The 24,279-nt window shown below is 62.7% G+C and carries 18 protein-coding genes and 3 pseudogenes; 12 read left to right on the top strand and 9 right to left on the bottom strand.

Going from position 1 to position 24,279, the window contains the following annotated elements; genetic code table 11:
• The first annotated feature begins 33 nt into the window (after positions 1-33).
• Both ACUN0E_RS04185 and ACUN0E_RS04180 read left to right on the top strand, forming a co-directional pair.
• Positions 34-1,221, top strand: a pseudogene (locus ACUN0E_RS04185) (dihydrodipicolinate synthase family protein).
• Positions 1,222-1,227: 6 nt separating this feature from the next.
• Positions 1,228-1,317: pseudogene (locus ACUN0E_RS04180) on the top strand (FmdB family zinc ribbon protein); the annotation flags it as partial.
• Between the two features lie 28 nt (positions 1,318-1,345).
• Here ACUN0E_RS04180 and ACUN0E_RS04175 read toward each other — a convergent pair.
• The 5 genes from ACUN0E_RS04175 to ACUN0E_RS04155 form a co-directional block, all read right to left on the bottom strand.
• Positions 1,346-1,507 carry a hypothetical protein gene (locus ACUN0E_RS04175; RefSeq protein ID WP_408519375.1) on the bottom strand — a complete coding sequence of 54 codons (162 nt, stop codon included), beginning with the start codon at positions 1,505-1,507 and terminating at the stop codon, positions 1,346-1,348.
• Between the two features lie 324 nt (positions 1,508-1,831).
• The gene (locus ACUN0E_RS04170) at positions 1,832-2,389 is read right to left on the bottom strand and encodes a DUF2726 domain-containing protein (RefSeq protein WP_445565742.1); all 558 of its coding nucleotides are present in this window, start codon (positions 2,387-2,389) and stop codon (positions 1,832-1,834) included.
• Between the two features lie 88 nt (positions 2,390-2,477).
• Positions 2,478-3,659 carry a cytochrome P450 gene (locus ACUN0E_RS04165; RefSeq protein WP_408519373.1) on the bottom strand — a complete coding sequence of 394 codons (1,182 nt, stop codon included), beginning with the start codon at positions 3,657-3,659 and terminating at the stop codon, positions 2,478-2,480.
• A 391-nt stretch (positions 3,660-4,050) separates the two neighbouring features.
• Entirely contained in the window at positions 4,051-5,244 is a 1,194-nt protein-coding gene (locus ACUN0E_RS04160; protein WP_445565741.1) for a hypothetical protein, read from the bottom strand.
• A 286-nt stretch (positions 5,245-5,530) separates the two neighbouring features.
• The gene (locus ACUN0E_RS04155) at positions 5,531-6,502 is read right to left on the bottom strand and encodes an alpha/beta hydrolase (RefSeq protein ID WP_445565740.1); all 972 of its coding nucleotides are present in this window, start codon (positions 6,500-6,502) and stop codon (positions 5,531-5,533) included.
• A gap of 14 nt (positions 6,503-6,516) precedes the next feature.
• Here ACUN0E_RS04155 and ACUN0E_RS04150 point away from each other — a divergent pair.
• A pseudogene (locus tag ACUN0E_RS04150) lies at positions 6,517-6,639 on the top strand (IS6 family transposase); the annotation flags it as partial.
• A gap of 41 nt (positions 6,640-6,680) precedes the next feature.
• Here the strand turns inward: ACUN0E_RS04150 and ACUN0E_RS04145 are convergent.
• Positions 6,681-8,057 carry a DUF4915 domain-containing protein gene (locus tag ACUN0E_RS04145; protein WP_445565739.1) on the bottom strand — a complete coding sequence of 459 codons (1,377 nt, stop codon included), beginning with the start codon at positions 8,055-8,057 and terminating at the stop codon, positions 6,681-6,683.
• A 158-nt stretch (positions 8,058-8,215) separates the two neighbouring features.
• Complete coding sequence (locus tag ACUN0E_RS04140) at positions 8,216-8,767, bottom strand: lytic transglycosylase domain-containing protein (RefSeq protein WP_408224294.1); 552 nt, start codon at positions 8,765-8,767, stop codon at positions 8,216-8,218.
• A gap of 924 nt (positions 8,768-9,691) precedes the next feature.
• Between ACUN0E_RS04140 and ACUN0E_RS04135 the strand changes: the two genes are divergently transcribed.
• The 4 genes from ACUN0E_RS04135 (at position 9,692) to ACUN0E_RS04120 (ending at position 13,815) form a co-directional block, all read left to right on the top strand.
• Positions 9,692-10,174, top strand: coding sequence for a hypothetical protein (locus ACUN0E_RS04135; protein WP_445565738.1), 483 nt, complete (start codon positions 9,692-9,694; stop codon positions 10,172-10,174).
• Between the two features lie 134 nt (positions 10,175-10,308).
• On the top strand, positions 10,309-11,535 hold the full coding sequence (locus ACUN0E_RS04130; RefSeq protein WP_408224288.1) for a cytochrome P450: 1,227 nt from the start codon (positions 10,309-10,311) through the stop codon (positions 11,533-11,535).
• 161 nt (positions 11,536-11,696) lie between these two features.
• Positions 11,697-13,124: a helix-turn-helix transcriptional regulator gene (locus ACUN0E_RS04125; protein ID WP_445565737.1), complete on the top strand. Its 1,428-nt coding sequence runs from the start codon at positions 11,697-11,699 to the stop codon at positions 13,122-13,124.
• Between the two features lie 40 nt (positions 13,125-13,164).
• Positions 13,165-13,815, top strand: a complete 651-nt coding sequence (locus ACUN0E_RS04120; protein ID WP_445565736.1) for a GNAT family N-acetyltransferase — start codon at positions 13,165-13,167, stop codon at positions 13,813-13,815.
• A 300-nt stretch (positions 13,816-14,115) separates the two neighbouring features.
• Here ACUN0E_RS04120 and ACUN0E_RS04115 read toward each other — a convergent pair whose 3' ends face one another.
• Positions 14,116-16,506, bottom strand: coding sequence for a flavin monoamine oxidase family protein (locus ACUN0E_RS04115; RefSeq protein ID WP_445565735.1), 2,391 nt, complete (start codon positions 16,504-16,506; stop codon positions 14,116-14,118).
• Positions 16,507-16,769: 263 nt separating this feature from the next.
• On the bottom strand, positions 16,770-17,807 hold the full coding sequence (locus ACUN0E_RS04110) for a hypothetical protein (RefSeq protein WP_445565734.1): 1,038 nt from the start codon (positions 17,805-17,807) through the stop codon (positions 16,770-16,772).
• A gap of 753 nt (positions 17,808-18,560) precedes the next feature.
• On the opposite strand from ACUN0E_RS04110, the gene ACUN0E_RS04105 reads away from it, so the two are divergent.
• The 5 genes from ACUN0E_RS04105 (at position 18,561) to ACUN0E_RS04085 (ending at position 24,154) form a co-directional block, all read left to right on the top strand.
• Positions 18,561-19,451, top strand: coding sequence for a nitrilase family protein (locus ACUN0E_RS04105; RefSeq protein ID WP_445565733.1), 891 nt, complete (start codon positions 18,561-18,563; stop codon positions 19,449-19,451).
• Positions 19,452-19,513: 62 nt separating this feature from the next.
• Positions 19,514-20,683: a substrate-binding protein gene (locus ACUN0E_RS04100; RefSeq protein ID WP_408224270.1), complete on the top strand. Its 1,170-nt coding sequence runs from the start codon at positions 19,514-19,516 to the stop codon at positions 20,681-20,683.
• A 75-nt stretch (positions 20,684-20,758) separates the two neighbouring features.
• Positions 20,759-21,592, top strand: coding sequence for a branched-chain amino acid ABC transporter permease (locus ACUN0E_RS04095; protein WP_445565732.1), 834 nt, complete (start codon positions 20,759-20,761; stop codon positions 21,590-21,592).
• A gap of 97 nt (positions 21,593-21,689) precedes the next feature.
• Positions 21,690-23,450, top strand: coding sequence for an ABC transporter permease subunit (locus tag ACUN0E_RS04090; RefSeq protein ID WP_445570374.1), 1,761 nt, complete (start codon positions 21,690-21,692; stop codon positions 23,448-23,450).
• Positions 23,447-24,154: a branched-chain amino acid ABC transporter ATP-binding protein gene (locus tag ACUN0E_RS04085; protein WP_408224264.1), complete on the top strand. Its 708-nt coding sequence runs from the start codon at positions 23,447-23,449 to the stop codon at positions 24,152-24,154. The genes ACUN0E_RS04090 and ACUN0E_RS04085 overlap by 4 nt, the downstream gene beginning before the upstream one ends.
• The last annotated feature ends 125 nt before the right edge of the window (positions 24,155-24,279 follow it).

The raw sequence follows: 24,279 nt of genomic DNA, 5'->3' as shown, positions 1-24,279 counted from the left end.
AAGTAATCACCATTCTTGATGGAGTGATCGCTGATGAGCCGCTACAGGTTACAGGAACTGCGCAGCGCTTTGAGCGCAGGCCTGCTTTCCTTCCCCGTTACCCATTTCGACCGCGACTACGCATTCGACGAAGCCGCGTATCGCAGCAATCTCGAATGGCTGTCGAGCTATCCCGTCGCGGGTCTGTTCGCCGCTGGCGGCACGGGCGAGTTCTTCTCGCTGACGTCCTTAAGGCCGCTGTCGAGCAGGTGGCGGGCAAGCTGCCCGTCATCGCGCCGGCCGGTGGCGGCACCGCGCAGGCGATCGAGCAGGCGCAGGCGGCGGAAGTGAATGGCGCCGACGGCATCCTGCTGTTTCCGCCGTATCTGACCGAATGCGATTCCGCCGGCGTTGCGGAGCACGCGATTCGGATCTGCCGCGCGACCAGGCTCGGCGTGATCGTCTACACTTATCCCGGCACGGTCATGTCGGACGACGCCGCCATTTTTCAGGCGATGCGGATGGTCGGCCAGCACGGCGGCATGATCGCGTTGCATGCCGAGAACGGCACGGTCATCGACCTGCTGATTCGCGAGGCGCTCGCGCAGGGCCATACCGCGCCGCGTTATCACGCGCTGACGCGACCTGCGATCATGGAGGGCGAAGCGACGCATCGCGGCATCAGGCTCGCCGAACTCGCCACTGCGCTCGAAGGAGGCGCAGAACGCGCTATGGACCGCGCTCAGGACCGACGATCTGCAATTGATCTCGACCGATCACTGTCCGTATTGCATGAAGGAAGGCCATCAAGGCAAGGTCAACCAGAAGCCGCTTGGACGCGACGATTTTTCGAAGATCCCGAACGGCGTGCCTGGCGTCGAAACGCGCATGACGGTGGTCTACGACGGCGGCGTACGCGGCGGCCGCATAACGCTCAATCGCTTCGTCGAGTTGATGTCGACTGCGCCGGCCAAGCTCTTCGGCCTGTTCCCGACGAAGGGAACGCTTGCGATCGGTAGCGACGCCGACATCGTCCTGTTCGATCCGCACGAGTCGCACACGATCAGCGCGGACACGCAGCACAGCGATTGCGATTTCACGTTGTTCGAGGGCCGCGAGGTCACGGGCCGGGTGAAGAAAGTGCTGCTACGAGGGGAATTGCTGATCGACAACGGCGACTGGGTCGGACGGACCGGTCAGGGAAAGTTTGTCGCGCGCGGCGAACTTGGCGGTCACAGGTAGAACGCCATGCCAATCTATGAGCATGCCTGCGATGCATGCGGGACGTTCAATTCCATCCGCCCGGTTGCGAGGCGTGATGAGAGAATGCCATGCCAGGAGTGCGGCCTGTTGTCACCGCGCATCGTCAGCGGTTCGACAGTGCTGCTGGCGCAGCGCGGCGGGAGAGGCCCCACCATGCCGGCCAGCGCTCGAACCGCTGCGTGCAGTACGCGACCAGTTGCAGCGCACCGAGCACGAGACAGGCAACCGCAGTGACAACGTAAAGCGTCCGGATGTCGAGAATCACCTGGCGACCCCATGTAACGGAAATACGCCGGCAACGCCGGCAACGGCGGCGTTTCGCCCAATGGTGCCAGTCGCAAATCTCGACGCGGATTCGAACGTATCACACATGCTGGCATAGCCGCAGGTCACCACGAGGCATGGATCTAGCCGCTCGCTCGCGAACGACCGAATGCGTTCGACGAACGAGTTGACGAGTAGCGCGGGCGGCTGGCGCAACGACTAGCTCCAAAGTGTGCGGCACGGTGCACCGACGGGACTAGACATCTACGCAGTGTAATGCGGGTTTTGCTTAACCACTCCGGACCAACCCATGCTCTGGTAGCTTTCATAGCCAGGTGGAACGCATATCCGACGAACGACCCTTCAGCGCACCATCCGGTACATCGCGGGTGGATGGCGCTCCCGCGTAGCGGCGCACAGTGAGAATCAGTTCGAAATCGCTGCGCAGTGTCGCCGCATCCACCTTGCCGCTTTCGTAGCGGATCAACCGCAGTCCCGCCGCCGAGGCGATCGCGTCCTTGGTCGCATCCCGTCCGCGCGCAGAGTGTGGCGAGTGGTGGCAATCGTCGAGTTCGACGACGTACAGCACGTCGCCGTTGGCTGAACAAACCACAAAATCGAATACCTTGCGGTCGAGTTTATTGCGTGCCGCGCGATTACCGCCTTTCACCTCGATGAGGGCGGACATGGCCACCTGAACATGAATGACCGCTTCGGGCAACGCCGCCCACAAATCGGCGAGGAATGCCGTCTCTCGAGCCGTCAGCAACGGGCGTAAGAGATAATCGACTGGTCCACCTGCGCGGCGCTTTGCCTGAACGAACAAGGCGCCGCACAGACCGATTAACGCAACCCCGATGACGATAATCCACACTGGGTTCATAACACCCTCAAAAGAAAGATGGCGACTCAATTCCCGCAACGCTTGCGCAGGACTTCAATTGGGACTTCGATTCGACCGCCAGTTGGGACTACGACAGCAAGACAGGCAGCGACGTCAGTCCTCTCATGGCGCCCGTCGATATATTCCAGTGCGGCTGTGGGTCGGCGAGCCGCAGTTCACGCGTGCGTTCGAACAGTCGCTGAAACGCCACTTTGCCCTCGAGCCTTGCCAGCGCCGGGCCCAGGCAGGCATGGATGCCGGAGCCGAACCCCAGATGCCGGTTGGGACGACGCTCGATATCGAACTGTTCGGGCTGGTTGAAGTATTCCGCGTCACGGTTGGCCGAACCGATGACGGCACTGATCTGCTGATTCTTTCCGATGTCGACTCCGCCGATTGTCATCGATTCTGTCGTGGTGCGAAAGGTGGCCCGCTGCACGGGGCTCTCGAAACGCATGATCTCTTCGATCGCACCTGGCACAAGATCGGGATTACGCTGCAAAAGCCGATAGGGTTCGTTTTGATCCAGCAGTATCCACATGCCGTTGGCAAGCATGTTGACGACCGTTTCGTGCCCGGCGACCAGGATCAGGATCAGAGCGGCGAGCATCTCGTCGTTCGACACACGGTCGTGCACGTCACATTCCCTCGTCAGCGCGCTGATGAAGTCGTCGGTGGGGGTCCGGCGTCGCTGGGCGACGAGAGTCCGGAAGAATTCCGTCAGGTTGCCGATGCTGGCCATGACCTGCGACATGCGCGGGTTCGACACATCGGGGCCCGTCAGCAGGTCGCGCGCCCATGCGCTGAAGCGGACATGATCGCTGCGCGGCACACCCATCAGATCGGCGATCACGTAAGCGGGCAGCACGCCAGCGAATTCCTCGATGAAATCGCCGCTGCCGCGCTCGATCATCGGATCGAGCAGTTCATCGACGATCGTGCGGATCGCCGGCTCGAGCGCGGCGATGCGCTCCGAGCTGAACGCGCGCACCACGAGCGAACGGATGCGGGTATGGTCCGGCGCGTCCTGCGACAGCAGATTGTGATCGTACGGACAGCGTCGCACCGGTACGCCGTTGACATGCTTGGACGTCTTTCTGGTCTTCAGTAGTTCCGCGACGTCGTCGTAGCGGCTTATTAGCCACATGCCGCCGGTGGGGCCGCCGTGCGGCAACCAGTGCACGCCGCCCGCTTGCCGGAGCGTTTCGTAAGTGGGATACGGGTTGCTGCGAAATTGCGCGCTTGTCAGGTCGAGAGTAGCAGGGGCCATGCGCTTGTCCGTGGCGATTCGTTGGCGATTTCAGTGTTGCTGAGTGTAGTGCCTGCCTGTGCATTGCGCATTTGCTGATTGCGCGGGTGCGCGGGATTCGCCGCAAAAAGTTCGCATAACGGGCAAGCGCTTCGCATGGGTCGAAGTAGCGTGCGGATCGACGCTCGGACGGATGCCCGTCCGAGCGCTCTTATGCTGGCGGCGACTCCGCTGCACGCCGCACTGCACTGGATACCGTACCCGTATTCATCCGGGACGTAACGATGCTGCGTGACCGTCGGGTCTTCGGTCTCGACTTGCCGGCAATCGACCGGTTGGTGTGAATAATCGATGAATAGTTCTGGAATCCTCTGCATCTGCGGCCTGCGCTGGTGCCTGCGCTGCTGCCTGGTTACGCATACCTGTTATACTCGTAGTATGCGGGTCCTTCCCGCTTCGGCCGGATCGGTTCGAAGTGGCCGTCGCCTTTGTCCCACATGGAGACGACGCGTGCAGACGGCGAGCCTGATTCCAGCATGGTGATGTGCGGTCCGCCGTTGATGATCCTGATTACCAACACGTCGATCCTGTCGTCTTCCGCCTGTCCGGCGTTGATCAGGCCGAGTGCCAGATGGGCACCCGTGCTGCGCGAAGAGAGCCTGGTATCGCTGGAAAGACGGAAAGGCAGCGCATCGGCCAGGACAGTCTTATGTTCGGGCGACCGTTCGTTGATGGCGGCCACTGCTTGCGGATTGCTTTCCATCGCGCCCCTCGTGAGCCTGGCCGCGTCCAGATGCAACGATGTGTAGTCGTTGCGCTTCAGTTGCTCGAGGCAGATCAGGAAACTACTTTTGGTGTCATTTTCAGGGATGGTGTTGTGCACCGTCTCCATACCGGCTTGCTGCAACGCTTTTTCGAAGGGTGCCATCGACTCGGCCTGCAACGCCTTGAGGTATTCGCCCTCGTCCTTGTAGTGGCGACGCATGCGGCTGGGCAGGTCGTTGAAAGCGATCGGGTCGAGAGGCGGTGTCGATTTCGCAATGGTTTTCAGATGACTGACAAGAGCCTCGACGGGCTGTCGGCGAACGTCGCGGAGGCTTCGCTCGATGGTCAGATCCAGTTGCTTCTTTTCTTCCTGTTCGTTCTTCGGCGGCCTGAAATCCCGAATGATTGCCGGCGACCATTGCGACTCATACGACGCTGGCTCCGCTTCGACGCCGGCGCGTGGCGGTTCGCGACGCATACCTTGCGTGCCGTTTTGCCCATACTGATGAACGTGGGGTACACCCATCGGCGCTTGTTCGGGCATTGACTGCGCAGGCTGGTGCCGAGACGGGGCCGGCGGGGGGCGCGTGTCGAAGCGGTCGGGGCGCGTGCCCGGCTGACCCATCCAGGGTGCGTGGGCGCCCGGCCCATGGCTGCCGGGTGCCCACGCGCCGGGAGCGGGATGCGCGCCGACGCCGAAGGCGGGCGGCGCAGGATGGAACTGGCCATATGGGCGCGTTCCCCATGAAGGCAGGCCGCCCAGCACACCCGGCATTGAATGCGGATAGCCGGGGTGCATGCCGTTTTGGGGGCCTGCCGGCATCGGCTCATCGCCGAACATGCTGTGCGCCAGTGTGTAGAGAATGTGTTCCAACCGCATAGTCGATCTCCGGTGCGGCATCGATACGCTCATAGGCCGTCGTCGAGATTGCCGCGGTTCATCCTTTGTACTGCCGGTTGCATACCGGTTCAGGCCGGACTGCGTTCCATTTGAGCAGCCTGGATGCGCTCGTCGCGCGATGCAAGGCGAGCGATCCGCGGAGCGGTCCGAGGCTTCGCAAAACCGCGCGCTGCTTCGGGTCGTCCCGGGAATTTCGCGGACCGCAACGTGGCGCGGGCAGCGCGAGTCAAGCCGGGATACCAAACGCCTCGCGTAGCGCGCCGACCGTCTCCCGATGCGCGACGGCGGCCTCGGGGATCAGGCCGCCCATCGAAAAGAAGCCGTGAATCATGCCTGGATAAAAGCGAATCTCGACCTGGTTGCCATGACTGCGCAAGCGGGCCGCATAGCCTGCATGTTCCTCCTGTAGCGGATCGTATTCGGCCGACACGAGCCACGCGGGCGCCAGGTCCGTCCAGCTCGACGGCGCATTGCGATGACCGTCGAGCGGTGCGAAACGCCAGTCGTGGGTGTCGTCCTCATCCGTCAGATAGGTCTCCTGAATCCATTGGATCACGGGGAGGGTCAGGAAATATCCTTCGCCATAGCGGTGGTGGGCCTGCGTATCGGTGCGGGCCGAGAGCGCTGGGTAGATCAGCATCTGCAGGGCCAGCGGAATGCCCGCATCGCGCGCGTGGACCGCGCAGACCGCCGCGAGCGTCGCGCCCGAACTTTCGCCGCCAACGGCGAGCCGCTCGCCGTCGAGCGCGAGCGACCCCGCTTCCCGATGCAGCCATGACAGCGCGTCGACCGCGTCGTTGACCGCATACGGAAACTTGTGCTCCGGCGCGAGCCGATAATCGACCGACACGACCGCGCATTGCGTGTCCGCGGCGAACATCCGGCAGATCGAGTCGGCGGATGCCAGGCTGCCGACCACGTAGCCGCCGGAATGGAAATACAGCAGCGCGGGAAGCGGATCGGCCCAGCACGGTTGACGGGGGTAATAGATGCGACCATTCAATTGAGCGCCGTCGCGCATCCCGATACGCACGGCTTCGACGTCTTCGAGCTGGCGGGCCGGGATGCTGCCGAGCTGCATGTTGAAATCGAAATAATCGCGTGCTGTCCGAGGATCCAACTGGTTGATGCCGGTTACCGCCGCGCCTGCCGCAGCCCGGCGATCGAGAAATCTTTTGACGCTAGGAATGACTGACATGGTGTGGTCCGATGATCGAAGAGCTGCTGTTCGAGCGTGGGGTTATCGTCGGCTACGAAACTGTCTGACGCTGGTGCGATAAATCCGGTGCGTGTTTCGCATACCGTGTGAAAGCGGCGCGTTGCAAGCCCGGCACGTGACACCTTGACGAAGTATTGGTGACGTTGCGCGGCGATCCTTACCTGATCAACACCGGTGCGGGTACTGCCGCGCGCGCGAGCTGCGCCAGCACGTGAGCGCCGGTAGTGGCCGGCGCCAGCTTCAAGGCGGATTGGGCGTGCTGCGCCGCGCTGAAAGCATCGTCGGCCAGCGCGTAGGCCCTGCTCATCTGGCAGTGCGCGTCGAAGCAGCGATAGTTTGCTTCGATGGCCTTGCTGAAGTAAGACAGCGCCGCAAGCGGTTCGGCACCGCTCGCGAGCAGCAGACGGCCCTTCAACAGATTCCATTCCGGCAGATCGGGCTGATCCGCGTACAACCGTTCCAGCAAACGCTGCGCGGGGCCAATGTCCTGCCCGGTGTCGATCGTTTCGTGCAGCATCCGCTCGATCGAGGCGTATTGCTGCCGCAGGCGATAGAGCGCGTTCATCACACTGTTGAATTCGCTGTTCACCGCATGCAGGCGCCGCACCATCGCCTCACCGCGCGTGCCCTCGACCGCACGGCCCGCCCACGGCAGCACGTCGTAAAGCTCCGCGCCGAAGGCGCTCAGATCGTGCCAACGCTGCACACCCGATGCCATCTCGACCTCTTGCAGCCCGCAGCCACCGCCGTTGCGCACTGCCGACGCATTGTCGACGACCTCGGTCGTGCCACGGCTCTTGCTGCCGGTGCGCAGCATGCTGGTGCCGACGAACAGACGCTCACCCTCCACCCGCGCGCCGCGCACATAGCCGTGCAGCGATATCTCGCGCGGCGGGGTCGGGCCGGCGACGTGAATCAGCGTCGAGGTGCGCGAATTCACGCAGCACAGGGACATGCCGTCGACGAACAGCGAATGCGGATGCTGCAGACCGCGCCGTACAACCGCACCGCCGGCGTTCAGATCGAGCACCTGGCCGTCGGCCGCCTCTTGCCCCGATGCACTCGGCTTGCAGCCGAACATCGACAGATAGACGCGGCCGTCGAACGCCTGTAGCGAATTCATATGGAGCGTATCCGCGCCCGGATCGCGCTCGAAAAACACCCGCGTGCGCGGCTCACTGTCCGGCGCCCAGTCGATCGCGAAGACCTGGTTGGTGCCGCTGCTGACCAGCAACAGCTCGCCGTTCCACCACAGCAGCGAATGCGCGTCCTGCACTTGCGCAAGCGCGGCGGTACGCTGCAACCGGCCCGCACCGTCGAACTGCGCGAGCAACGTCCCCAAGGTACCGGGTGCGCGGACCTGCAGCGCCGCGTAATACACGTCGCCGACGCGGCACACGCCGGTCGCGCCGTACACCGGCAGCGGCACATCACTCAGGTCGATCCATTCGAACGCGTTGGTATCGCAATCGAACAACGCCAGCGCATGGCCGACCGGCTTCGCATAGCAGAAACTCAGCAGCAGAGGGGTCATGGAGTATTCCTGTTTCTGACACAACACATGAAGGTCAACTGGCGCGGTACACGGCGCAGCCGTCCGCCAGCGCCGCCAGAATCCGGTCGACGCGCGAGGGGGTGCCGGGGTTGCTGCCGACCAGCCGCAGGAAGTCAAGGGTGGGAGACATGGCGATCTCACTGGTTGGGAGACAAGGGCGACGATGCCATCAAACCCCGGCGGACCAGCGTCGTCTTGACCATCTGCGCATACGCGTCGCGCAGCGGCGGGCTTTCCGAGTGGTACGCGCCCACCGCGTCCCACGTATTGCCGTACTTGACCATCTGTTTCTTCAGGTGCCATGCGGCGACGTAGATGTTGACGCACTCGTCGCGCAGCCCTTGGGCATTGATACCGTAGGTCGCCAGTTCGCGCAGATGGACCGAGTTGATCTGCAGTTCGCCGATATCGGTCGAACCGTTCGCGTTGTGATGCACGGCGGCCGGGTTGCCGCGCGACTCGACCCATGCGATCGCGCGCAGCACGAGCGGATTGACGCCCTGATACGTGCCCGCGCTATCGAAGCAATCCGCGCGAGCCGGCTGGCTGAAACACAACGCCAGCGCGACGGCGGCAAACGCCCGCGGCACGACACGGCCGGACCTGCGGCTGGTGGTTACGCGATGGTCTCGATGGGATGCGCGTATGCGGTCATCGCATCCCGCATTACCGTTGAATGGATCAGTCATCGTCGGCTCTGTAGGGTTGGAAGGAACGTTGCGGCGTGGCGAGACGCGCGCCACACCTCGTGGCAGACCACGTGAGGCGCAGACGGGAGCGTCTCGATTCCGGATTCAAGGTAGTCGGGCGTTTGAGGGAAGTCCATGGCGCAGCGCCAGCAACGGGCCACAGGTTCGCATCGGCGTTCACCGCTTCGGCACCGGGCCGCGGTCGAACCCGCTGCGCACCGCCGACTTCGCATCGCGCGGCGTCGCTTCGCGCAAGATGCCTGACGCGTGCGCGAACGACGCTATAACGCACCCTATTGGCCATTGACATGCCTGCGGCGCGGCCGTTGGATGCGGCCGCATCGATTGACGGAGATTCCTATGCCAGGCGCAGAGAGATTAGGCCACCACGAGTCGTCGCACATCGACGGGCTGCCATCAGGCTCACCCGCGGAACACGACATACCGCAACAGGAGTCCGAGCTAAGATCATCCACGCTCGGCAGCATCCCACAGTTCGAGGGATTGAACCGCCCGCGCTCGCCCGCGCCCGCGATTAGCCGGAACCGGATGCCGGGTTTGAGCCGTCCTTCGACGCCCGAGAACGCAAACATCGTTCATGGAAGGCCGTTCGAAGGCACGCCGATTTCACCAGGCTTCTCGCGCGCACGGCGCCCTGGAAGTTTCGGGTCGGACGATAGGGGAGGGCAGCCAGAGACGCCCGCCTTCCGTCCGGGAGGAAGCTACTTTGGGCACCCGGAGCGGGACATCCCCAGCCGCGCCAGCACCGTATCGCCACTACTGTCTTCACGCGGCTCGACTCCGGTATTTGGGCACAGCAGCCCCAGGCGTCCTGGCACGGCTCATGAAGAAGCGTTCATTGGCAATCCGCAGCCGGGCGACTCGGACCTGAATCATCCTGGCACGTCCAGCGAATCCGGGCGGATGTCCGGAGCGCCGATCGAGTTCAGCCTGCCACCGGGTCAGCGCCCGGAGTCCGGTGCGCAGCCGACCGGGTTCGGCGCACCGCCGGCCTCGCACGGTGTGCCGCTGCAAAACCCAGGGTTCCAGGCAATGCCACCCTCGCACGGTCCACAGCCGCCGTTCCCGGGGGGCGGCGGGCCGCATGGCTATCCGCAACAACAGTATCCGAGCGGGTTCAGTCGCATGAATCCGATGAACCAGACGCCGTGGTCGCAGCCGCTCCAACCCCAACTGCCGATGTATAACCAACCCGGCGGCTACCCGGGCTATCCGCAGCAGAGCCGCTGGACGAACGTGGTGTCGACGGTCAGCAATTGGGTCGGTCAATTCGGGCAGATGGGCATGACCATCATCAGCACCGGCCTGAGCCTCCTCACCGGCTATCTGAACCTGCAGAAAGAAGCCGGGAAAGACATCGAGGAGTTATCGAAGCACTCGACCTGAGTCCGCAGCCCGCGTAGCCGCCCGGCCGCGCGGGTTCACGTACGGTATCGCGACGGGCTCTGCCCGCCGCGATATCGTCGCTGCCTGAACCCATCACCACGCACTTCGGCGCACACCGCTTGCGAGGAAGCCTTATGTCAACGCTGGATGCCAGCGCCACTGCGCGCAGGGCACTTTTCTATCTGCTGACGAACGACACAGACGACCGCCGGCCGCTGTACGACGCGCTACCCGTCGAGCATCCGGTCTACCGCGATGCCAGCGGCACCTGGATGGTCAGTTCGTACCGGCTCGCCAAGGCGGTGCTGAACAGCCCCGACTTTTCCAACCGCACGCCGTCTGCCGAAACCGGCGCGCTGCAGGACACGGCAGGCATTCTCGACATGATGCTGTTTCAGTCCGAGGACCATCATCATCGTTTGCGGCAGGTCTTCGCGCCGCTCTTTTCAAGGACCCGCATGGCGAGCTTGCGCGAACTCGTGCAGGCGGATCTCGCCGCGCTGTTCGCGCAGATCCCCGATCCGGCGCGCTTCGATCTCGTGGCCCAGGTCGCGCAACGGCTACCCGTGCTGACGATCTGCCGGCTGCTCGGCATCGACGTGACCGACACCAGCAGACTGGTCGCCGCATCGCTATCGGCGATCAGGCTTATCAGCTTCGCACCGCTTCGACCGCACGAGCACGCCCAGGCCGTGACGCAGACGATGGCGTTCATGGGCGAACTGAACGGCTACATGCCCGGCGTGCTGTCGCTGATCCGCGCGGGCGATACGCCGGCCTCGCCCGCCGCCGCGCAGCAGGGCGCGACGGCAACGTACCGCGAACTGCTGGTCAACGTGCTGCTGATGTTCATCGCCGGTTACGGAACCACGATGCTGTCGATCGGCAATACCGTCTCCGAAGCATTGCGACGTCCCGGCTTATGGCGTTCTCTGGTGGCCGAGCCGGCCAGCGTCTCCGGCGTCATACGCGAATTGATGCGGGTGGAGCCGGTGGTCCATATCCTGATTCGCTACGCGGTGCGCGACGCGATGCTCGACGGTCTGTCCGTCAAGGCAGGCGAACGGGTGGCCTTGCTGATCGCCGCCGCCAATCGGGACCCGGCCGAGTTCGAAGCACCAGGCGAAGTGCGGCTCGATCGCACAAGCGGCAACTCGCTTGCTTTCGGCGCGGGCATGCACGGCTGCATCGGTGTGGCGCTCGCCAGAATGCAGCTGGAAGCCTTGTTCGCCGCGCTGATCGAGCGCATGCCGAATGTCGCGCTCGAGCGTGACGCAAATCCGTATCTGCAGGAAGGCTGCTTCCGGGGTTATCGGGAACTGTGGCTGACCAATGCTCGCAGCCCCTCGCCGGCAGCGTAACGGGGCGATGTGCGAACGCCGTCCTATCAACTGCCAAACCCAACTGCCAAACAACAGTAACAGAACGTCACAAAGCGAATTGCGCAACGGACCCTGGTGCAACGATACGTCCAGCCAACGACGTTTTCGTTTTCTACCAGGTTCTTTGCGGGAGTTGCATCATGTCTGTCTCGATCTACTTTGCCGTTGCCTCCACGCTATCGTCGGCCGACGCCACGTCGACCTTCTTCGCCAAGATGCTCGCCGGCCAGTTCCGTGATGCCGCCGCGGTCGCCGCGGCGCGTGCCGAGCGCGAGCAAGGGGGGGCCGCGCCGAACTATGCCAGCCTGCAGAACTATGCCGACGTGCAGCTTGTGCTGGGCTGTTACGAAGACGCAGAAGAGATCTACCGGCGCGCGAAAAAATCCATCCGCAGCGAACACGGCACCATGCGCGCCGCACTGTCGCGCAACGCCGGCTGGCAAGCACTCTTTCAGAGTCATCTCAGCACCGCGCTGAAGTGCTTCAAGCGGGTCGACGACGACGCTGACGCGAGTCCCGGACTGCGCCTCGAGAGCCTGGTGGGTTCGGTGCTGGTGCTGTTCCAGCTCGGCCGCCTCGACGGCGTGCGCAGTCGCCTCGAATTGCTCAGCGAGATGGCCCGCGAGGCCGCCGACAGCCGCTGGCGCCGTCTCGCCGAAGTGCTGCGCGCCGATCTGCTCGCGCAATACCGGATGCGTTCGTCTGCCCAGCTCGCCGACCATATCTACTGGCACTCGGCAATTCTCGAACTGCGTGCCGCCGATCTCTGCGAAGCGTCGCCTCCGCTGCCCGAGGACACCCCGACGATCGCCGCGCTCGCGCGCCGCGCCGACTATCTGAACCACCTGCTGGCGCTGTCGCGCGGCAGCCATGCCGGGCTCACGCAGATCGACGCGCATCTGCGCTGGAGCCAGAGCGCCGGACTCGACGACTACCACCGCGAGCTGCGCCTCGAGGTCGCGCTCGCGGCACTGGCCGGCAGTGCCTCCAATGTGGCCGACACGATGCTGCGCATGTTCAGCGACGGCGCGATGCACGGCAACCAGCACGCTCACTGGTACCTCGAGTATCTGTACTGCCAGTCGAAAATGCGCCAGCAGCAGGGTCGCCTGCAAGACCATTCGCAGATGTACGCCCGGTACGCGCTGATGTCGATCAAGCACGTGCGCGCGGACAGCGTCGCCATGCCCAGCGCTCCCGCCGAACGTGCCGCGGCCCCGGCCGACGATATCAGCGCGCGGCTGCCCGGCAAATACCGGCGCGCCTACCGCTATCTGATCGAGCACCTCGAACGTCCCGATCTGTCGGTGCGCGAAGTGGCAAACCATATCGGCGTCACCGAGCGCGCGCTGCAGGCCGCCTTCAAGGCCAATCTCGGTTATTCGCCGAGCCAGTTGATCCGTAGCCGCCGCATGGAACACATCCGCGACGAACTGCTCGCGGACGATACCCATGCCTCCAGCGTATTGCAGGTTGCCAATCGCTGGGGCGTGCAGCATCGCTCGACTCTCCTCAATGGCTATCGCAAGCTGTACAACGAAGCCCCGTCGGAAACCCTGTCGCGCTGAGCGCATGCGTACGCGCAAGCCGATCCTGCAAGGAGGCGATATGAACGGTTTCTTCCCCCCGCGTGTCATCGAAACCGGCGAGATACGGCTACGTCCGTTCGTCGATGCCGACGCCGGCTCCCTCTTCTATGTGCTGCTAGGCGACCCGGCCGTCACCGAGTGGTTGCCGCTGCGTACGCATCGCAGCATCGACGAATCGCGCGCCTTCATCCGCGTCTGCGAACTCGGTTGGACCAGTGCGACGCGCTTCACCTGGGCGCTCGAAGACAGCGTAAGCGGACACCTGCTGGCGGCCATCGAACTGGTGCCGAACCTGCCGCGCGCCGAACTGGGCGTGATCATCAGCCGGCGCGACGGGCATCGTCGGCGCCGCGCGAGCCTCGCCGCGCTGCTCAAATTGATTGACTGGCTGATGGCCCAACCGCAGATGTGCCGCCTGCATGCGTACTGCGCGCCGCAAGGCCGTGCCGTCAGCACGATGACGCGGCTCGGCTTCACGCTCGAAGGGCAACTGACGAATTGGGAACCGCGACCGAACCGCGGACTGGCGGCCGACGACGCCCTGCTGTTCGCGATCACGCGGGCGCCGGGCGAGCCGCTGGCGCGGCTTGTGGACCGGCTTGCACGCACCCGCCGCACCGCGGCACCGGCGCTGCGTACCGCACCCGGCGAGCAGCTCGCGCACGCTTGACCAGTCGGCTCCGCACAGCGCGTCTCGCAGCCGACGCCGGGCGGGCGTTGTCAACTTGTCGATCCAGCAACGCGGACGGCTTCGTTATTCTGGACGTCAAAAGCAATAAAAATAAATCAAAAGCAATCCGAAGTAACCGATACTTCGGATCGGCTCGCGATCAAATATCCCACGCGTACAAGGTTTGAGTCCGCCGCAAACGATAAAAAAGGCCGGTACAAATCGATGTACCGGCCTTGTCTCTGTCAGCAGGACAAATGCCGCCGCGCGCTGTGCAACGGACGCGGCAGCCGTGCCCGATCAGAGGAGTTTCTGCGCAAGCGGAGAGTTCGCAGGAAGAATGGCCCCGCGCCGGCTAGCCATGGCCTGGAATGCATTGATGCTGGCAGCGATGGCGCCGCTCGCGAAGCCGGCCTCGTAGGTCGTCATTTCGTTGACGAAGTACGGCTCGTCTCTCGGCTTGAGCGTTTGACCGTACAGAACGCGCGAGTTGGCAAGATCGCCCGGGCCGTCCATCTTGAACGCACCGTTTTTTTCGCTCCAGTGCGTGTAGTCGGTCCGGTCACGAAAGTTCGTGATCACCGTGGCAAGGGCGCCCAGCTCCGCCTTGTCCGTAGGGTTGGTCGCGTCCTTTTGCGCTTGTTCCAGATCTTCCAGCAACAGGTCGATCTGCTCTTCCTTCGACATGCCTTCAACCTTCTTCGCGTTTTCGCCGAGCGTATAGCTCAGGTAGATCACCGCGTTCTTGCCCACTTTGGCCGGTGGCTGCAGATAAAGTTGCTGGAACAGCGCGGTCGTTTGAACATTCTTCGGCAACATTTCTGGATGGAAGTCCGCTGCCGGCACCGTCATCGTCATCTTCGTTGCACCGACGATGTTGGCGCGCTTGAGCGCCGTCGCGATCTCCGGCGACACGAGCCGCGGCTTGCCTTCAACTTCCTCCGTCAGCCCGAGTTTGACAGCGACGCCAGGAGGGGCCGCGAAGAACAGCTCGTCGAACTTATGCTCCTGCTCGCCATCCGGGCCCTGCGCCTTGACGACGTACTGACCATCGACCTTGTCGACCCCGGTGGCGCGCGTGTTGAGCTGGATAGCCCCGAGTTCGCCGAGTGACCTCCCGCCTTGCGGGATTTCAGCGACCATGCGGCGCAGCGGCTCGTCGGCACCCTTGACGAGCAACTGGTGTCCTTCGAGGCGCTGGTCGACGAGGAAGCGGAACTCCTCGAGGAAACCGGTGTTGAAGTAACCCTTGTAGCCGCCGACGCCAATACCGACCGCACCGAATTTTTCCCAATGTTCGTCAGTCCATTCGTGGCCGTTTTCCTTGAGCAGCAGCTTCACACCGGTCTCGAACGTGTGCCCGTCGAACTTTTCTTTCGCCGCCTGGGAGAGCATGAGGAACCGTGGCACATTGCCTGCGTCGCGTGCGTCGCGCAACGGCTGCGTCAGCGACCCGATCGCGTGGTTGAAGTCGTCCCTGACCTTCCGAAGCACCTCGCTGTCGGGTTCTCTGCCGGGTTCCATCCTGAGGACGTCGTTACCGACCAGGAGCGTCGCGCCGACCTGGCTCGGGTTCACGAAATCAATGTGCTCCAGTTCGAATTTCTCCGCGAGATGCCAGTAGAGGTTGCCGTGCGTGGTATGGAATCGCATGCCGCCCGGGTGCGTTTCCGTTGGGCTCTTGGTGCCGTCCTCGAGGTCGCGCCGATGCGTTGCGAGCCGGCCGCCAATATGATCTTCGGCCTCGAGCACGGTCACCTTGATGCCGGCGTGATTGGCAAGCGTCGCGATCGTGATGCCTGCGGCTCCGCCGGCTATCACGCCGATCGATTTGGGCTTGTTGGAGCCTTCCGGAAACCTCACGAGATTCCAGCCGTGCTTCTCCATGAGACCCGTGTAATCGAACAGGTGGTCCATCGGCAGTGTCATGCGCATGTCTGCGGTGTCGCTCTTGACCTGGGCCTTGCGCGCGGCATCGGTGCCGGCCAGGCCGAAAGTCGCAGCCAGGCCGACTTGTTGCCCTGGGTCGCACGCTTTGAGCAGATCCGTCACGTCGTCTGCCGCCATGTGCGCGGCTGTATGCTCGAGCCACCGCTTGCCGTTCGGCTTGCTGGTGATCGTGGGGCCGACCTTGTTGAGCACGTCGCTCATTTCCGTCGGCGAGAGACCGTGCCAGTGCACCGTGATTTCGCGATGTAACTGCTTTGCCTTATCGGTTCCTGCTGGCATCTCGGCCAGCGTCTTCAGGTTCATCAGGACACAATCCATTTTCCTGGTGCGGTCCGTGGCGGGCCAGGCGCCGATCACAGCGGGCGCATAGTGTCCGATCATTTGCGGAACCATCGCGGGCAGCGTGAGCCCGATCGTACTGAGCTTCGCCCGATAGGGTCGGCTCTTGTTCTTGGCGTCCGTTAACTTGTCGAGCTTCGCCGTGTCGATCTCGCCCGGAATCAGGCTTGCTTCGGCGCTAGCCGCCGCGGTCCGACTTGCGCTGCCGGACGGCGCTGGGCGAACAGGTTGACGCGTGCCGCTGGAAGGCAGCGTCAACGAAGATGACGGTACGTTGGCCGGTCGGGGCAGCCGCGAGCTCGCGGTCGTATTGCGGCGCGCCGAAGTGGTACTGGGTTCGGAGATCACCGGCAGGTCCGGATGATCGTCGCCAACGGTGCGAGTGATATTGAGGTCAGACATGAAGAAATATCCTTTTCGATTTCAAGGTAGTCAGGTAGATACGATGCCCCCAGAGACTGACAGTCTCGGGGGGCGCTCGTGAGTCACCTCGATGCTCCGCTCAACTTGCGTCGCCCAGATGCGCACCGGGTCTGGCGGTTCTGCTCCCGGGCGTTTCGAACGACGTTGCCGCCGCGGTCATCAAAGGTTCGGGGTGCGCTTCGGATCGTGACGATTCGCGGCGCGCTTCGGTTACAGCGACGTCGTGCCCGTCAGTGCTGTCTTCATCCGTGCGGTGTCCGGTCACTTCTTCGATCATCGCCGGCGTGTCGTATTCCCTGCGCGGGGCGCCTTTCGTGATCGCGTTGTCGCAGACCTCGAGCAGCTTGCCGAAAGCGAGGGTCGCGAGGACTTCCATGTACACAAGCGGCAAGGGCACGGCCGCCGCGAGTTTCGGATCGATCTCTCCTGCGGGGTGGTTCGGATTCTTGAACTTGTCGAGCGTGAATGCAGTCACGACAAGCGCGACCGAAATCAGTGATCCAGCATTGGCTGGCACGAGCACGGTCCTTGGCAGGCGTTCCCGCGTCGTCCAGAGCTTCTCCCAATCCCTTGGTCATTGCATTGCCCGCTTCGCCGATTGACTTGAACCACCCTTTTTCATGGTTGCTCAGCCGATGTTCGAGGATATCGATGGGCTGATGCGCGCTCAATTCGCCATGCGTCGGCGCCTCGAGGCCTCTACCGGCGTCTGCATGATTCTTGAACATGGTTTCGCTGACCGCCGTCGCGACGACGGGAATCAGGTCGGCAAACGCGAAACTCGCGGAATCGGCATAAACGTCGTTGAGAACCACCGCTTTCTGATTCAGGAGTTCACCCTTGCGCATCGCATTGAAAGCGGGGATCAACGTCGTCATTACGCGGGGGATCTGCCGGTACATTTCGGTAAGCACCTCCGGCGGCACGGCGTTTTTCCTGAAGTCGTCATAGCGCGACTGGACCGACAAGGGCAGGTGCTGCGTATCGAGCTGGCCGATGTAGTACTTCCTGAGCCCTTCCTCGAACGCCATCGTATTGACCGTCATGAACATCGTCGGGGCGCCGGTCGAATAGCCGGTCAACGGGAGTTCGAGATGCGGCGCAATGTAATTGGCCGCGAGCGGAAGCGTCGGCAGATAGCCGAGGCGCCCGAGCACCGGCGCAAATGTCTCGGCGAGCGACCTCGCAAAAAATCCCTCGAAGTCTTTACGCGTTGTAATGCCATGACTTTCGTACACTGGCGCTCGCTCGATCAGGCTGACGAGCACGTCGTCCGGCATCTTGTCGAAGGTCTTCGGGTAGAGAACCCGTCCCGCCGTGTGTGCGACCTGAATCGCGGATTCAGACACATTGGCGCCGGCGAGATGCCGGAGCCGGTTTTCGGCCGTGGGTGCGCCTGTCTCCGCTTCCTGCGCGTTGCGTGTCGCCAGCGGCGCGTTTCGTCGGCGAAGCGCCACGCTTTGCTCCTGCACTGGGCGCCCCGAGGTGCTCGTGCGAGCTGGGGGCATGTCCCTGCCTGAGGAGCCCATCGGAGTGGAACGCAGCGGATTGCCGCGACTGGTTTCCCCACGCGTTTCCGTGATCGAATCGTTATCGTGAGAGAGATCTGCTGCTGGAATACTGCTGTCGTTCGTGACGTGCGCCATCGCTATCCTCGTGGTTCGGGTCAGTTAATGACACGAGAATAGAATCCGCTACGCTGCGTTTTTGCCGGCTCCGCGAAGCAAGGACGCGACGCGCGAAGCGCGTGTACCCAGGAGGCGAGCGCTGCCATTTTCTACCGCCACGAAATAACAGTTTGCTACCCGTTCACCATCCGTTTGTCGCCATCCAGCCTGGAAGAAGCCTCAATCTCTTCCCGCTAAAGCACTTGACATCCTGAATTTGGCTTCTTAAATTCGCGTCCACTGAGCCGTCATGTTGTCTGGCGGCTCCACGGCAACGATGCCGTGCCACATATGGAAGGCTATGCAGCCCCCTGACTTGCGTCCAACGCTGGTGAGGGGGCTTTTTGTTTTGGGAGACGAAAAGGGATGTTGCAGCACAACCCGAAAGAACCAGGCTTCAAAGGCCCCGTCGTTGCCTGCGTCCAGATGCGGCCGCAGGTCGGCGCGAAGCTCGATAACGTGGCGCGTGCGGTCCAGCACATCGAAACCGCGGCCTCACGAGGCGCCTCGCTGGTGGTGTTGCCCGAGCTGGCCAATACCGGTTACGTCTTTAAGGATCGCGAAGAGGTTTTTGCTCTGGCAGAAGGGTTGCCGGACGGAGAAACCGCGCAGACCTTTACCGAAACGGCGCAGCGCCTGGGCATTTATATTGTCGCCGGCATTGCCGAGCGGGCGGGCAGGCATCTGTACAACTCGGCCATCCTGACCGGTCCTTCGGGGCACGTCGGCATATACCGGAAACTGCATCTCTGGAACAATGAACACCGCTTCTTCGAACCCGGTGACCGTGGCGTGCCGGTTTTCGACACCCCGTTGGGACGCGTCGCGATTGTGATCTGCTATGACGGGTGGTTCCCCGAAACCTATCGGCTGGCGGCCGCGCAAGGTGCGGACATCGTGTGCGTGCCGACGAACTGGGTGCCGATGGCGGGACAGCCGGCCGATTGTCCTGCGATGGCCACGACCCTCACCATGGCCGCCGCGCACAGCAACGGCGTGATGATCGCCTGCGCCAACCGGATCGGGACCGAGCGCGGGCAACCGTTCGTCGGCCAGAGCCTGATTGTAGGAGGCAACGGGTGGCCTGTCGCAGGGCCTGCAAGCGTTGACCGCGAGGAAGTGCTGTACGCCGCGATCGATGTGCAGCGCACGCGCGCCGAGCGCACGCTCAACGCTTTCAATCACGTTCTGCGCGACCGGCGTGCCGACGTGTACGACCCAATGCTCGGCACCGGCTGGCCGTTGTCTCCCTGTTGAAATATTGGCGGGCGCCTGCATGCTCCTCAAAACACCACACGATCACCAAAAAAGGAAAAGTCATGACCCAGTTCGACAAGCAGTTTCTTGTTGCCGCGATCACGGCCATTGTGAGCGTTAGCACCTGTGTCAATGTGTTAGCCGCTGAGCCCATCAAGATCGGTGTTGCCGTCGGGTTGTCCGGCGCCAACAGCGTGGTTGCGCCGGCCGTGGTGCAGTCCTCACAGCTTGCGGTGGACGAAATCAACGCCTCTGGGGGTATCCTGGGCCGACCGATCGAACTCGAAATCACCGACGACGCGTCCGGCGCGGTCGGCGCGCAAAAGGCGTACGACACACTGGTGTTTCAGAAGAATGTGGATGCCATCATTTCGATGGAAACCAGTGCTGCCCGCAACGCGGCGCTTCCGATCGTTGCACGCGGCAAGAAGCCGTTTATCTATACTTCGTTCTACGAAGGCCGCTCATGCAGCCCGTGGATGTACGTGAACGGCTGGGTACCGGAGCAGCAGGTGGCGCCGGTGGTCGATTACTTCGCGAAGAGCAAGGGTGCCAAGACGTTCTATCTGGTCGGCAACGACTATGCTTTCGGTAGAGGCATGCTTGAGTTCACGAAAAAATATATCGCGCAGCATGGCGGCAAGGTCGTGGGCGAGGAATACCTGCCGATCGACGGCACCGACTGGACGCCGATTCTCTCCAAGATCCGCTCGGCGCATCCTGACGCACTGATCAGCGCGACGGCGGGCGGCGCGCCCAACGTATCGCTTGCCAAGCAGTTGAAGGGATCGGGACTCACACTGCCGTACGGCAACCTGGCCATTGACGAAGGCACGGCCCACAGCATGGGTGATGTTGCAACGGGCATCTATATGTCGGGCTCCTACCTGACGAGCATCAGCACGCCCGAGAACGAGAAATTCCTCGCCGCGTTGGACAAACGCTTCGGCAAGGATATGAAGACGCCGAACGAGTTGTCGGAGCCGCAATACGAAGCGTTCTACCTGTACAAGGCGGCCGTCGAGAAAGCCGGTTCCACAGATCCCGCCAAGGTAATCAAGGCACTGGGCCAGGTGTCGTTCGACGGCCCGCGCGGTCCGGTGACGATGGACAAGAGCCGGCATACGCCGCTCGCCATGCGCCTGGGCCAGATTCAGGCAGACGGCTCGGTGAAGATCCTGCAATCCTTTCCGGACGTAGACCCGGGCGAACAGTGCCCGAATATCAAGTAGGCTGGCTGAGGATGGCAGCATCCGCCTGAGCGCCGGGCCTCGCCTGCGTGAAGGCGGTTGTGACAGGAGAAGACAATGGTTCTGGCATTGGATATTTTCACAACCGCGGCCGTACTGTTCATCGTGACCGCGGGATTGATGGTGATTTTCGGTGTGATGAAAATCGTCAATTTTGCCCATGGCGCCTTACTGACGATGGGCGCGTATGCGAGCTTCGTTGTGACGCAACTGAAGCTCAACCCATGGATCAGCCCGCTGCTCGCAGTCGTGGTCGGCACCGTGGTCGGCATGCTGGTCGAGCAGGTGATCGTGCGCCCGCTCTACAAACGCCCGCTCGACGCGATCCTCGCCACCTGGGGACTCGGCATCGTGATCGGGCAACTCATCGTGATGGCCTTTGGCCGCGAGGTCCAGTTCGTGGAAACGCCGCTCAAAGGAGCCGTCTCCATTGCGGGGACCGAATATTCGGCATATCGCCTGCTGCTGATTCCGGTTGCGCTCGGCTTGTGCGCGCTCATGACCGCGCTGCTCACGGGCACGCGCTTCGGCGTCAAGACGCGTGCCGTCATCATGAATGAGGACCTGGCGCGCGGGCTCGGCATTCATTCGGGCCGTATCCGCTTCATCACATTCAGTCTCGGCGCGGCTTTGGGTTCGCTTGCCGGCACGCTCGTTACGCCGTTGTCGAGCGTCGATCCCGACATGGGATTGCCCTGGCTGGTGAGCGCCTTCATGCTGGTGATGGTCTCGGGTTATTCGATGGTCAGTCTGCTGATCACCTGCTTCGTATTCGGCGCTTGCCAGGTTCTCGTCAGCACGTTCGTCAGCCCGGTCCTGGGTGGCCTGACTATCGCCGTGCTGGCGGCGCTCACATTGCGGATTCGTCCGAAGGGGTTCTCACATGGCTAAAGTCAGCACGCCGCCGGGCCGTGCGACCATGGGCAATCCGTCGTTTCGGGATGAACCGGTTTCCAACCGGCGCAAGCTGTCCGGACGCGGATCGTTGATGCTCGGCGGTTGCGTCGTCCTGCTGCTCGCGCTCGGTCCGTTGCTGTTCGGCACGTATCTGTTGAACATCCTGATCCAGGCATTCTTCTTTGCGATCGTTGCCGTGACGGTCGATATTCTCTGGGGATACACCGGCTATCTAACGTTCGGGCAATCGGCCTTCTTCGGAATCGGCGCATACGCGACGGGCCTCGTCTTCACGCACGGCGGCTTTTCCGCCGGTTATGCGGTGCTGGCGTTAGGCGCGGCGATCGCGGCGACGGCCGCGGTCGCGGCACTGCTCGGCTGGCTGTCTTTTTATCGTGGCGCCTCACCGTTCTTCGCGACCGTGATGTCGCTTGTGCTGCCGATCGTACTCAGCCAGCTTCTGCTCTCCGGCGGCGAATGGACCGGCTCGAGTTCGGGGCTGACCGGCTACGAGACGTTCGATCTGTCGCTCGGCGCGTGGTACTGGATCGCCGGAGGCGCCTTGCTGCTCATCGCAACGCTTGCGTGGTTTTTCGTGCGCAGCGACGGTGGCCGGGTGCTGGCGGCGATTCGCGACAACGAGTCACGCTGTTCGTACCTCGGTATCAATACATCGCTGATCAAGATAGTGCTGCTGGTTGCGACGGCGATCGTCGCCGGCCTCGCGGGCTTCGGTTATGGCGCGTTTAGCGGCGTCGTGGCCCCGGAACTGACCGGCTTCGTGCTTGGTACGCAACTCATTATCTGGGTCGCGCTGGGCGGTCGCGGAACCCTGTGGGGACCGGTCATCGGTGCACTGCTGATCAACGTCGGAACGTCGTATCTCAGCGGCAGCATGCCATTTGCGTGGCAGCTCATCCTGGGCGCCGCGTTCGTGGCCGTGATTGTCTTGCTGCCGCAAGGTCTGGTGCCGTTGCTGTTGAAACCATTGCGCCACCTGGCGGGCCAGGGCGCCGAACCCGAACTGGTGGAGCGGGCCGTCCGGATGGGGCACACGCAGGACGCCTCGAAGCCGGCGCTGGCGATGACCGGTGTGGCCAGACATTTCGGCAGTCTCAAGGTGTTGCAGGGCATCGACCTGAACGCCGACGCCGGCGAACTGGTTGGCCTGATTGGTCCGAACGGCGCGGGCAAGACGACGCTGATGCGCTGCATGAGTGACGGCGCGGAACGCTCGGCGGGTTCGGTGTTGCTGTGCGGTAACGATATCCGGCAACTGCCGCCAGACCGATGCGTGCATTTCGGACTGGGGCGCAAGTTCCAGAACGCGAACATCTTCGACACGCTGACCGTGGCCGAATGTCTACGCATCGCGGGCACGATCATCGAACGGCCGTCGCTGTTGCAGCGTGCGCCGACGCTTGCGTTACCGCCGTATGCACTCGAGGTGATTCGGACCACGGGCCTCGACCAGAAGCTGAGTGCGGTGGCAAAGGATCTTTCGCACGGCGAACAGCAGGCGCTGGAACTGGCGATGGTGCTCGGCCTGGAGCCGCGCATCGTGCTGCTCGACGAACCGACTGCGGGATTGACCAAGACGGAGCGCACGCAGATCGGCAACGTGCTGGCGGCACTGGCTCACCAGTATCAGCTTTGTTGCGTGCTGGTCGAGCACGACCTCGATTTCGTCGCCGAGATTGCGACCCGCATTGTGGTGCTGCATCAGGGCCGCATCGTGATGCAAGGCAACTTCGACGAAGTGGTGAATTCGGAACTGGTCAGAACTATTTACGCCGGAACCGCGCAGAGCGCGGGATCTGATGGCGGCACCATCCGTCAGGAGGCGTCATGAGCGAGATTGCTTTGGATCTGCAGGACGTCACCAGCGGATACAAGACCTCGGTGGTACTTCGCAAGCTGTCGTTGACCGTGGCGAGCGGCGAGGCTGTCGCCTTGCTGGGCAAGAACGGCATGGGCAAGACCACCTTGGTCAAGACGATCATGGGTTATCTGCCGAAGAAAAGCGGTGCGATTCGTGCGATCGGGCAAGATATCACCCGTCTGGCGCCGCATCGGATCGCGCAAGCAGGGATCGCCTATGCGCCTCAGGAGCATGCGCTGTTTCAGGATCTCAGCGTTCGTGACAACCTGTGCCTGGGACTTGCCAAGGCGTCGGTTTTCGACGAACGCTTTGCCGGGATTGAACCGGTTTTTCCGGTGTTCAAGAGCCGGTTGAGGCAATTCGCCGGCACGCTCTCGGGCGGCGAGCAGAAGATGCTGCTGGTGGCCCGTGCGCTCATGATGCGTCCGTCGATTATCCTGCTGGATGAAATCACCGAAGGCCTGCAGCCCTCGGTGATCGACCGGCTGGCCGAAGCACTCCTTTGGGAACGCAAGCGTCACGGCACCACGCTTCTGTTGATCGAGCAGAACGTGCCGTTCGCATTGAAGGTTGCCGATCGTTATGCGGTCCTGAAGCAGGGCGAAATCATCGATCACGGCAATGCGAAAGACGCTGGCGCCGCGGGTACAATTTTCGAACACCTTCGCGTTTGACTCCTCCCTATAAGTGGGACGTGGTGAACTCGAATGCACTTTTCAATGCTGCGAAACGGATCGATCAGCGGGATTCAAGTACGATTGTCGTCTTGTAACGCGGCAGCAGGACAAGACGGCGTCGC

Source organism: Paraburkholderia sp. D1E, assembly GCF_052682275.1.
Note: the sequence above shows the minus strand (reverse complement) of the source record. Positions and strands in the feature narration are given on the sequence as shown.

What these genes read in the sequence shown, in the direction of transcription:
- ACUN0E_RS04110 (WP_445565734.1), bottom strand. Translation starts at nt 17,807, where the DNA reads ATGCCGGACGACGTGCTCGTCAGCCTGATCGAGCGAGCGCCAGTGTAC.
- ACUN0E_RS04155 (WP_445565740.1), bottom strand. Translation starts at nt 6,502, where the DNA reads ATGTCAGTCATTCCTAGCGTCAAAAGATTTCTCGATCGCCGGGCTGCG.
- ACUN0E_RS04145 (WP_445565739.1), bottom strand. Translation starts at nt 8,057, where the DNA reads ATGACCCCTCTGCTGCTGAGTTTCTGCTATGCGAAGCCGGTCGGCCAT.
- ACUN0E_RS04160 (WP_445565741.1), bottom strand. Translation starts at nt 5,244, where the DNA reads ATGTTCGGCGATGAGCCGATGCCGGCAGGCCCCCAAAACGGCATGCAC.
- ACUN0E_RS04135 (WP_445565738.1), top strand. Translation starts at nt 9,692, where the DNA reads ATGTCCGGAGCGCCGATCGAGTTCAGCCTGCCACCGGGTCAGCGCCCG.
- ACUN0E_RS04125 (WP_445565737.1), top strand. Translation starts at nt 11,697, where the DNA reads ATGTCTGTCTCGATCTACTTTGCCGTTGCCTCCACGCTATCGTCGGCC.
- ACUN0E_RS04105 (WP_445565733.1), top strand. Translation starts at nt 18,561, where the DNA reads ATGTTGCAGCACAACCCGAAAGAACCAGGCTTCAAAGGCCCCGTCGTT.
- ACUN0E_RS04165 (WP_408519373.1), bottom strand. Translation starts at nt 3,659, where the DNA reads ATGGCCCCTGCTACTCTCGACCTGACAAGCGCGCAATTTCGCAGCAAC.
- ACUN0E_RS04100 (WP_408224270.1), top strand. Translation starts at nt 19,514, where the DNA reads ATGACCCAGTTCGACAAGCAGTTTCTTGTTGCCGCGATCACGGCCATT.
- ACUN0E_RS04130 (WP_408224288.1), top strand. Translation starts at nt 10,309, where the DNA reads ATGTCAACGCTGGATGCCAGCGCCACTGCGCGCAGGGCACTTTTCTAT.
- ACUN0E_RS04090 (WP_445570374.1), top strand. Translation starts at nt 21,690, where the DNA reads ATGCTCGGCGGTTGCGTCGTCCTGCTGCTCGCGCTCGGTCCGTTGCTG.
- ACUN0E_RS04170 (WP_445565742.1), bottom strand. Translation starts at nt 2,389, where the DNA reads ATGAACCCAGTGTGGATTATCGTCATCGGGGTTGCGTTAATCGGTCTG.
- ACUN0E_RS04085 (WP_408224264.1), top strand. Translation starts at nt 23,447, where the DNA reads ATGAGCGAGATTGCTTTGGATCTGCAGGACGTCACCAGCGGATACAAG.
- ACUN0E_RS04095 (WP_445565732.1), top strand. Translation starts at nt 20,759, where the DNA reads ATGGTTCTGGCATTGGATATTTTCACAACCGCGGCCGTACTGTTCATC.
- ACUN0E_RS04140 (WP_408224294.1), bottom strand. Translation starts at nt 8,767, where the DNA reads ATGACTGATCCATTCAACGGTAATGCGGGATGCGATGACCGCATACGC.
- ACUN0E_RS04120 (WP_445565736.1), top strand. Translation starts at nt 13,165, where the DNA reads ATGAACGGTTTCTTCCCCCCGCGTGTCATCGAAACCGGCGAGATACGG.
- ACUN0E_RS04115 (WP_445565735.1), bottom strand. Translation starts at nt 16,506, where the DNA reads ATGTCTGACCTCAATATCACTCGCACCGTTGGCGACGATCATCCGGAC.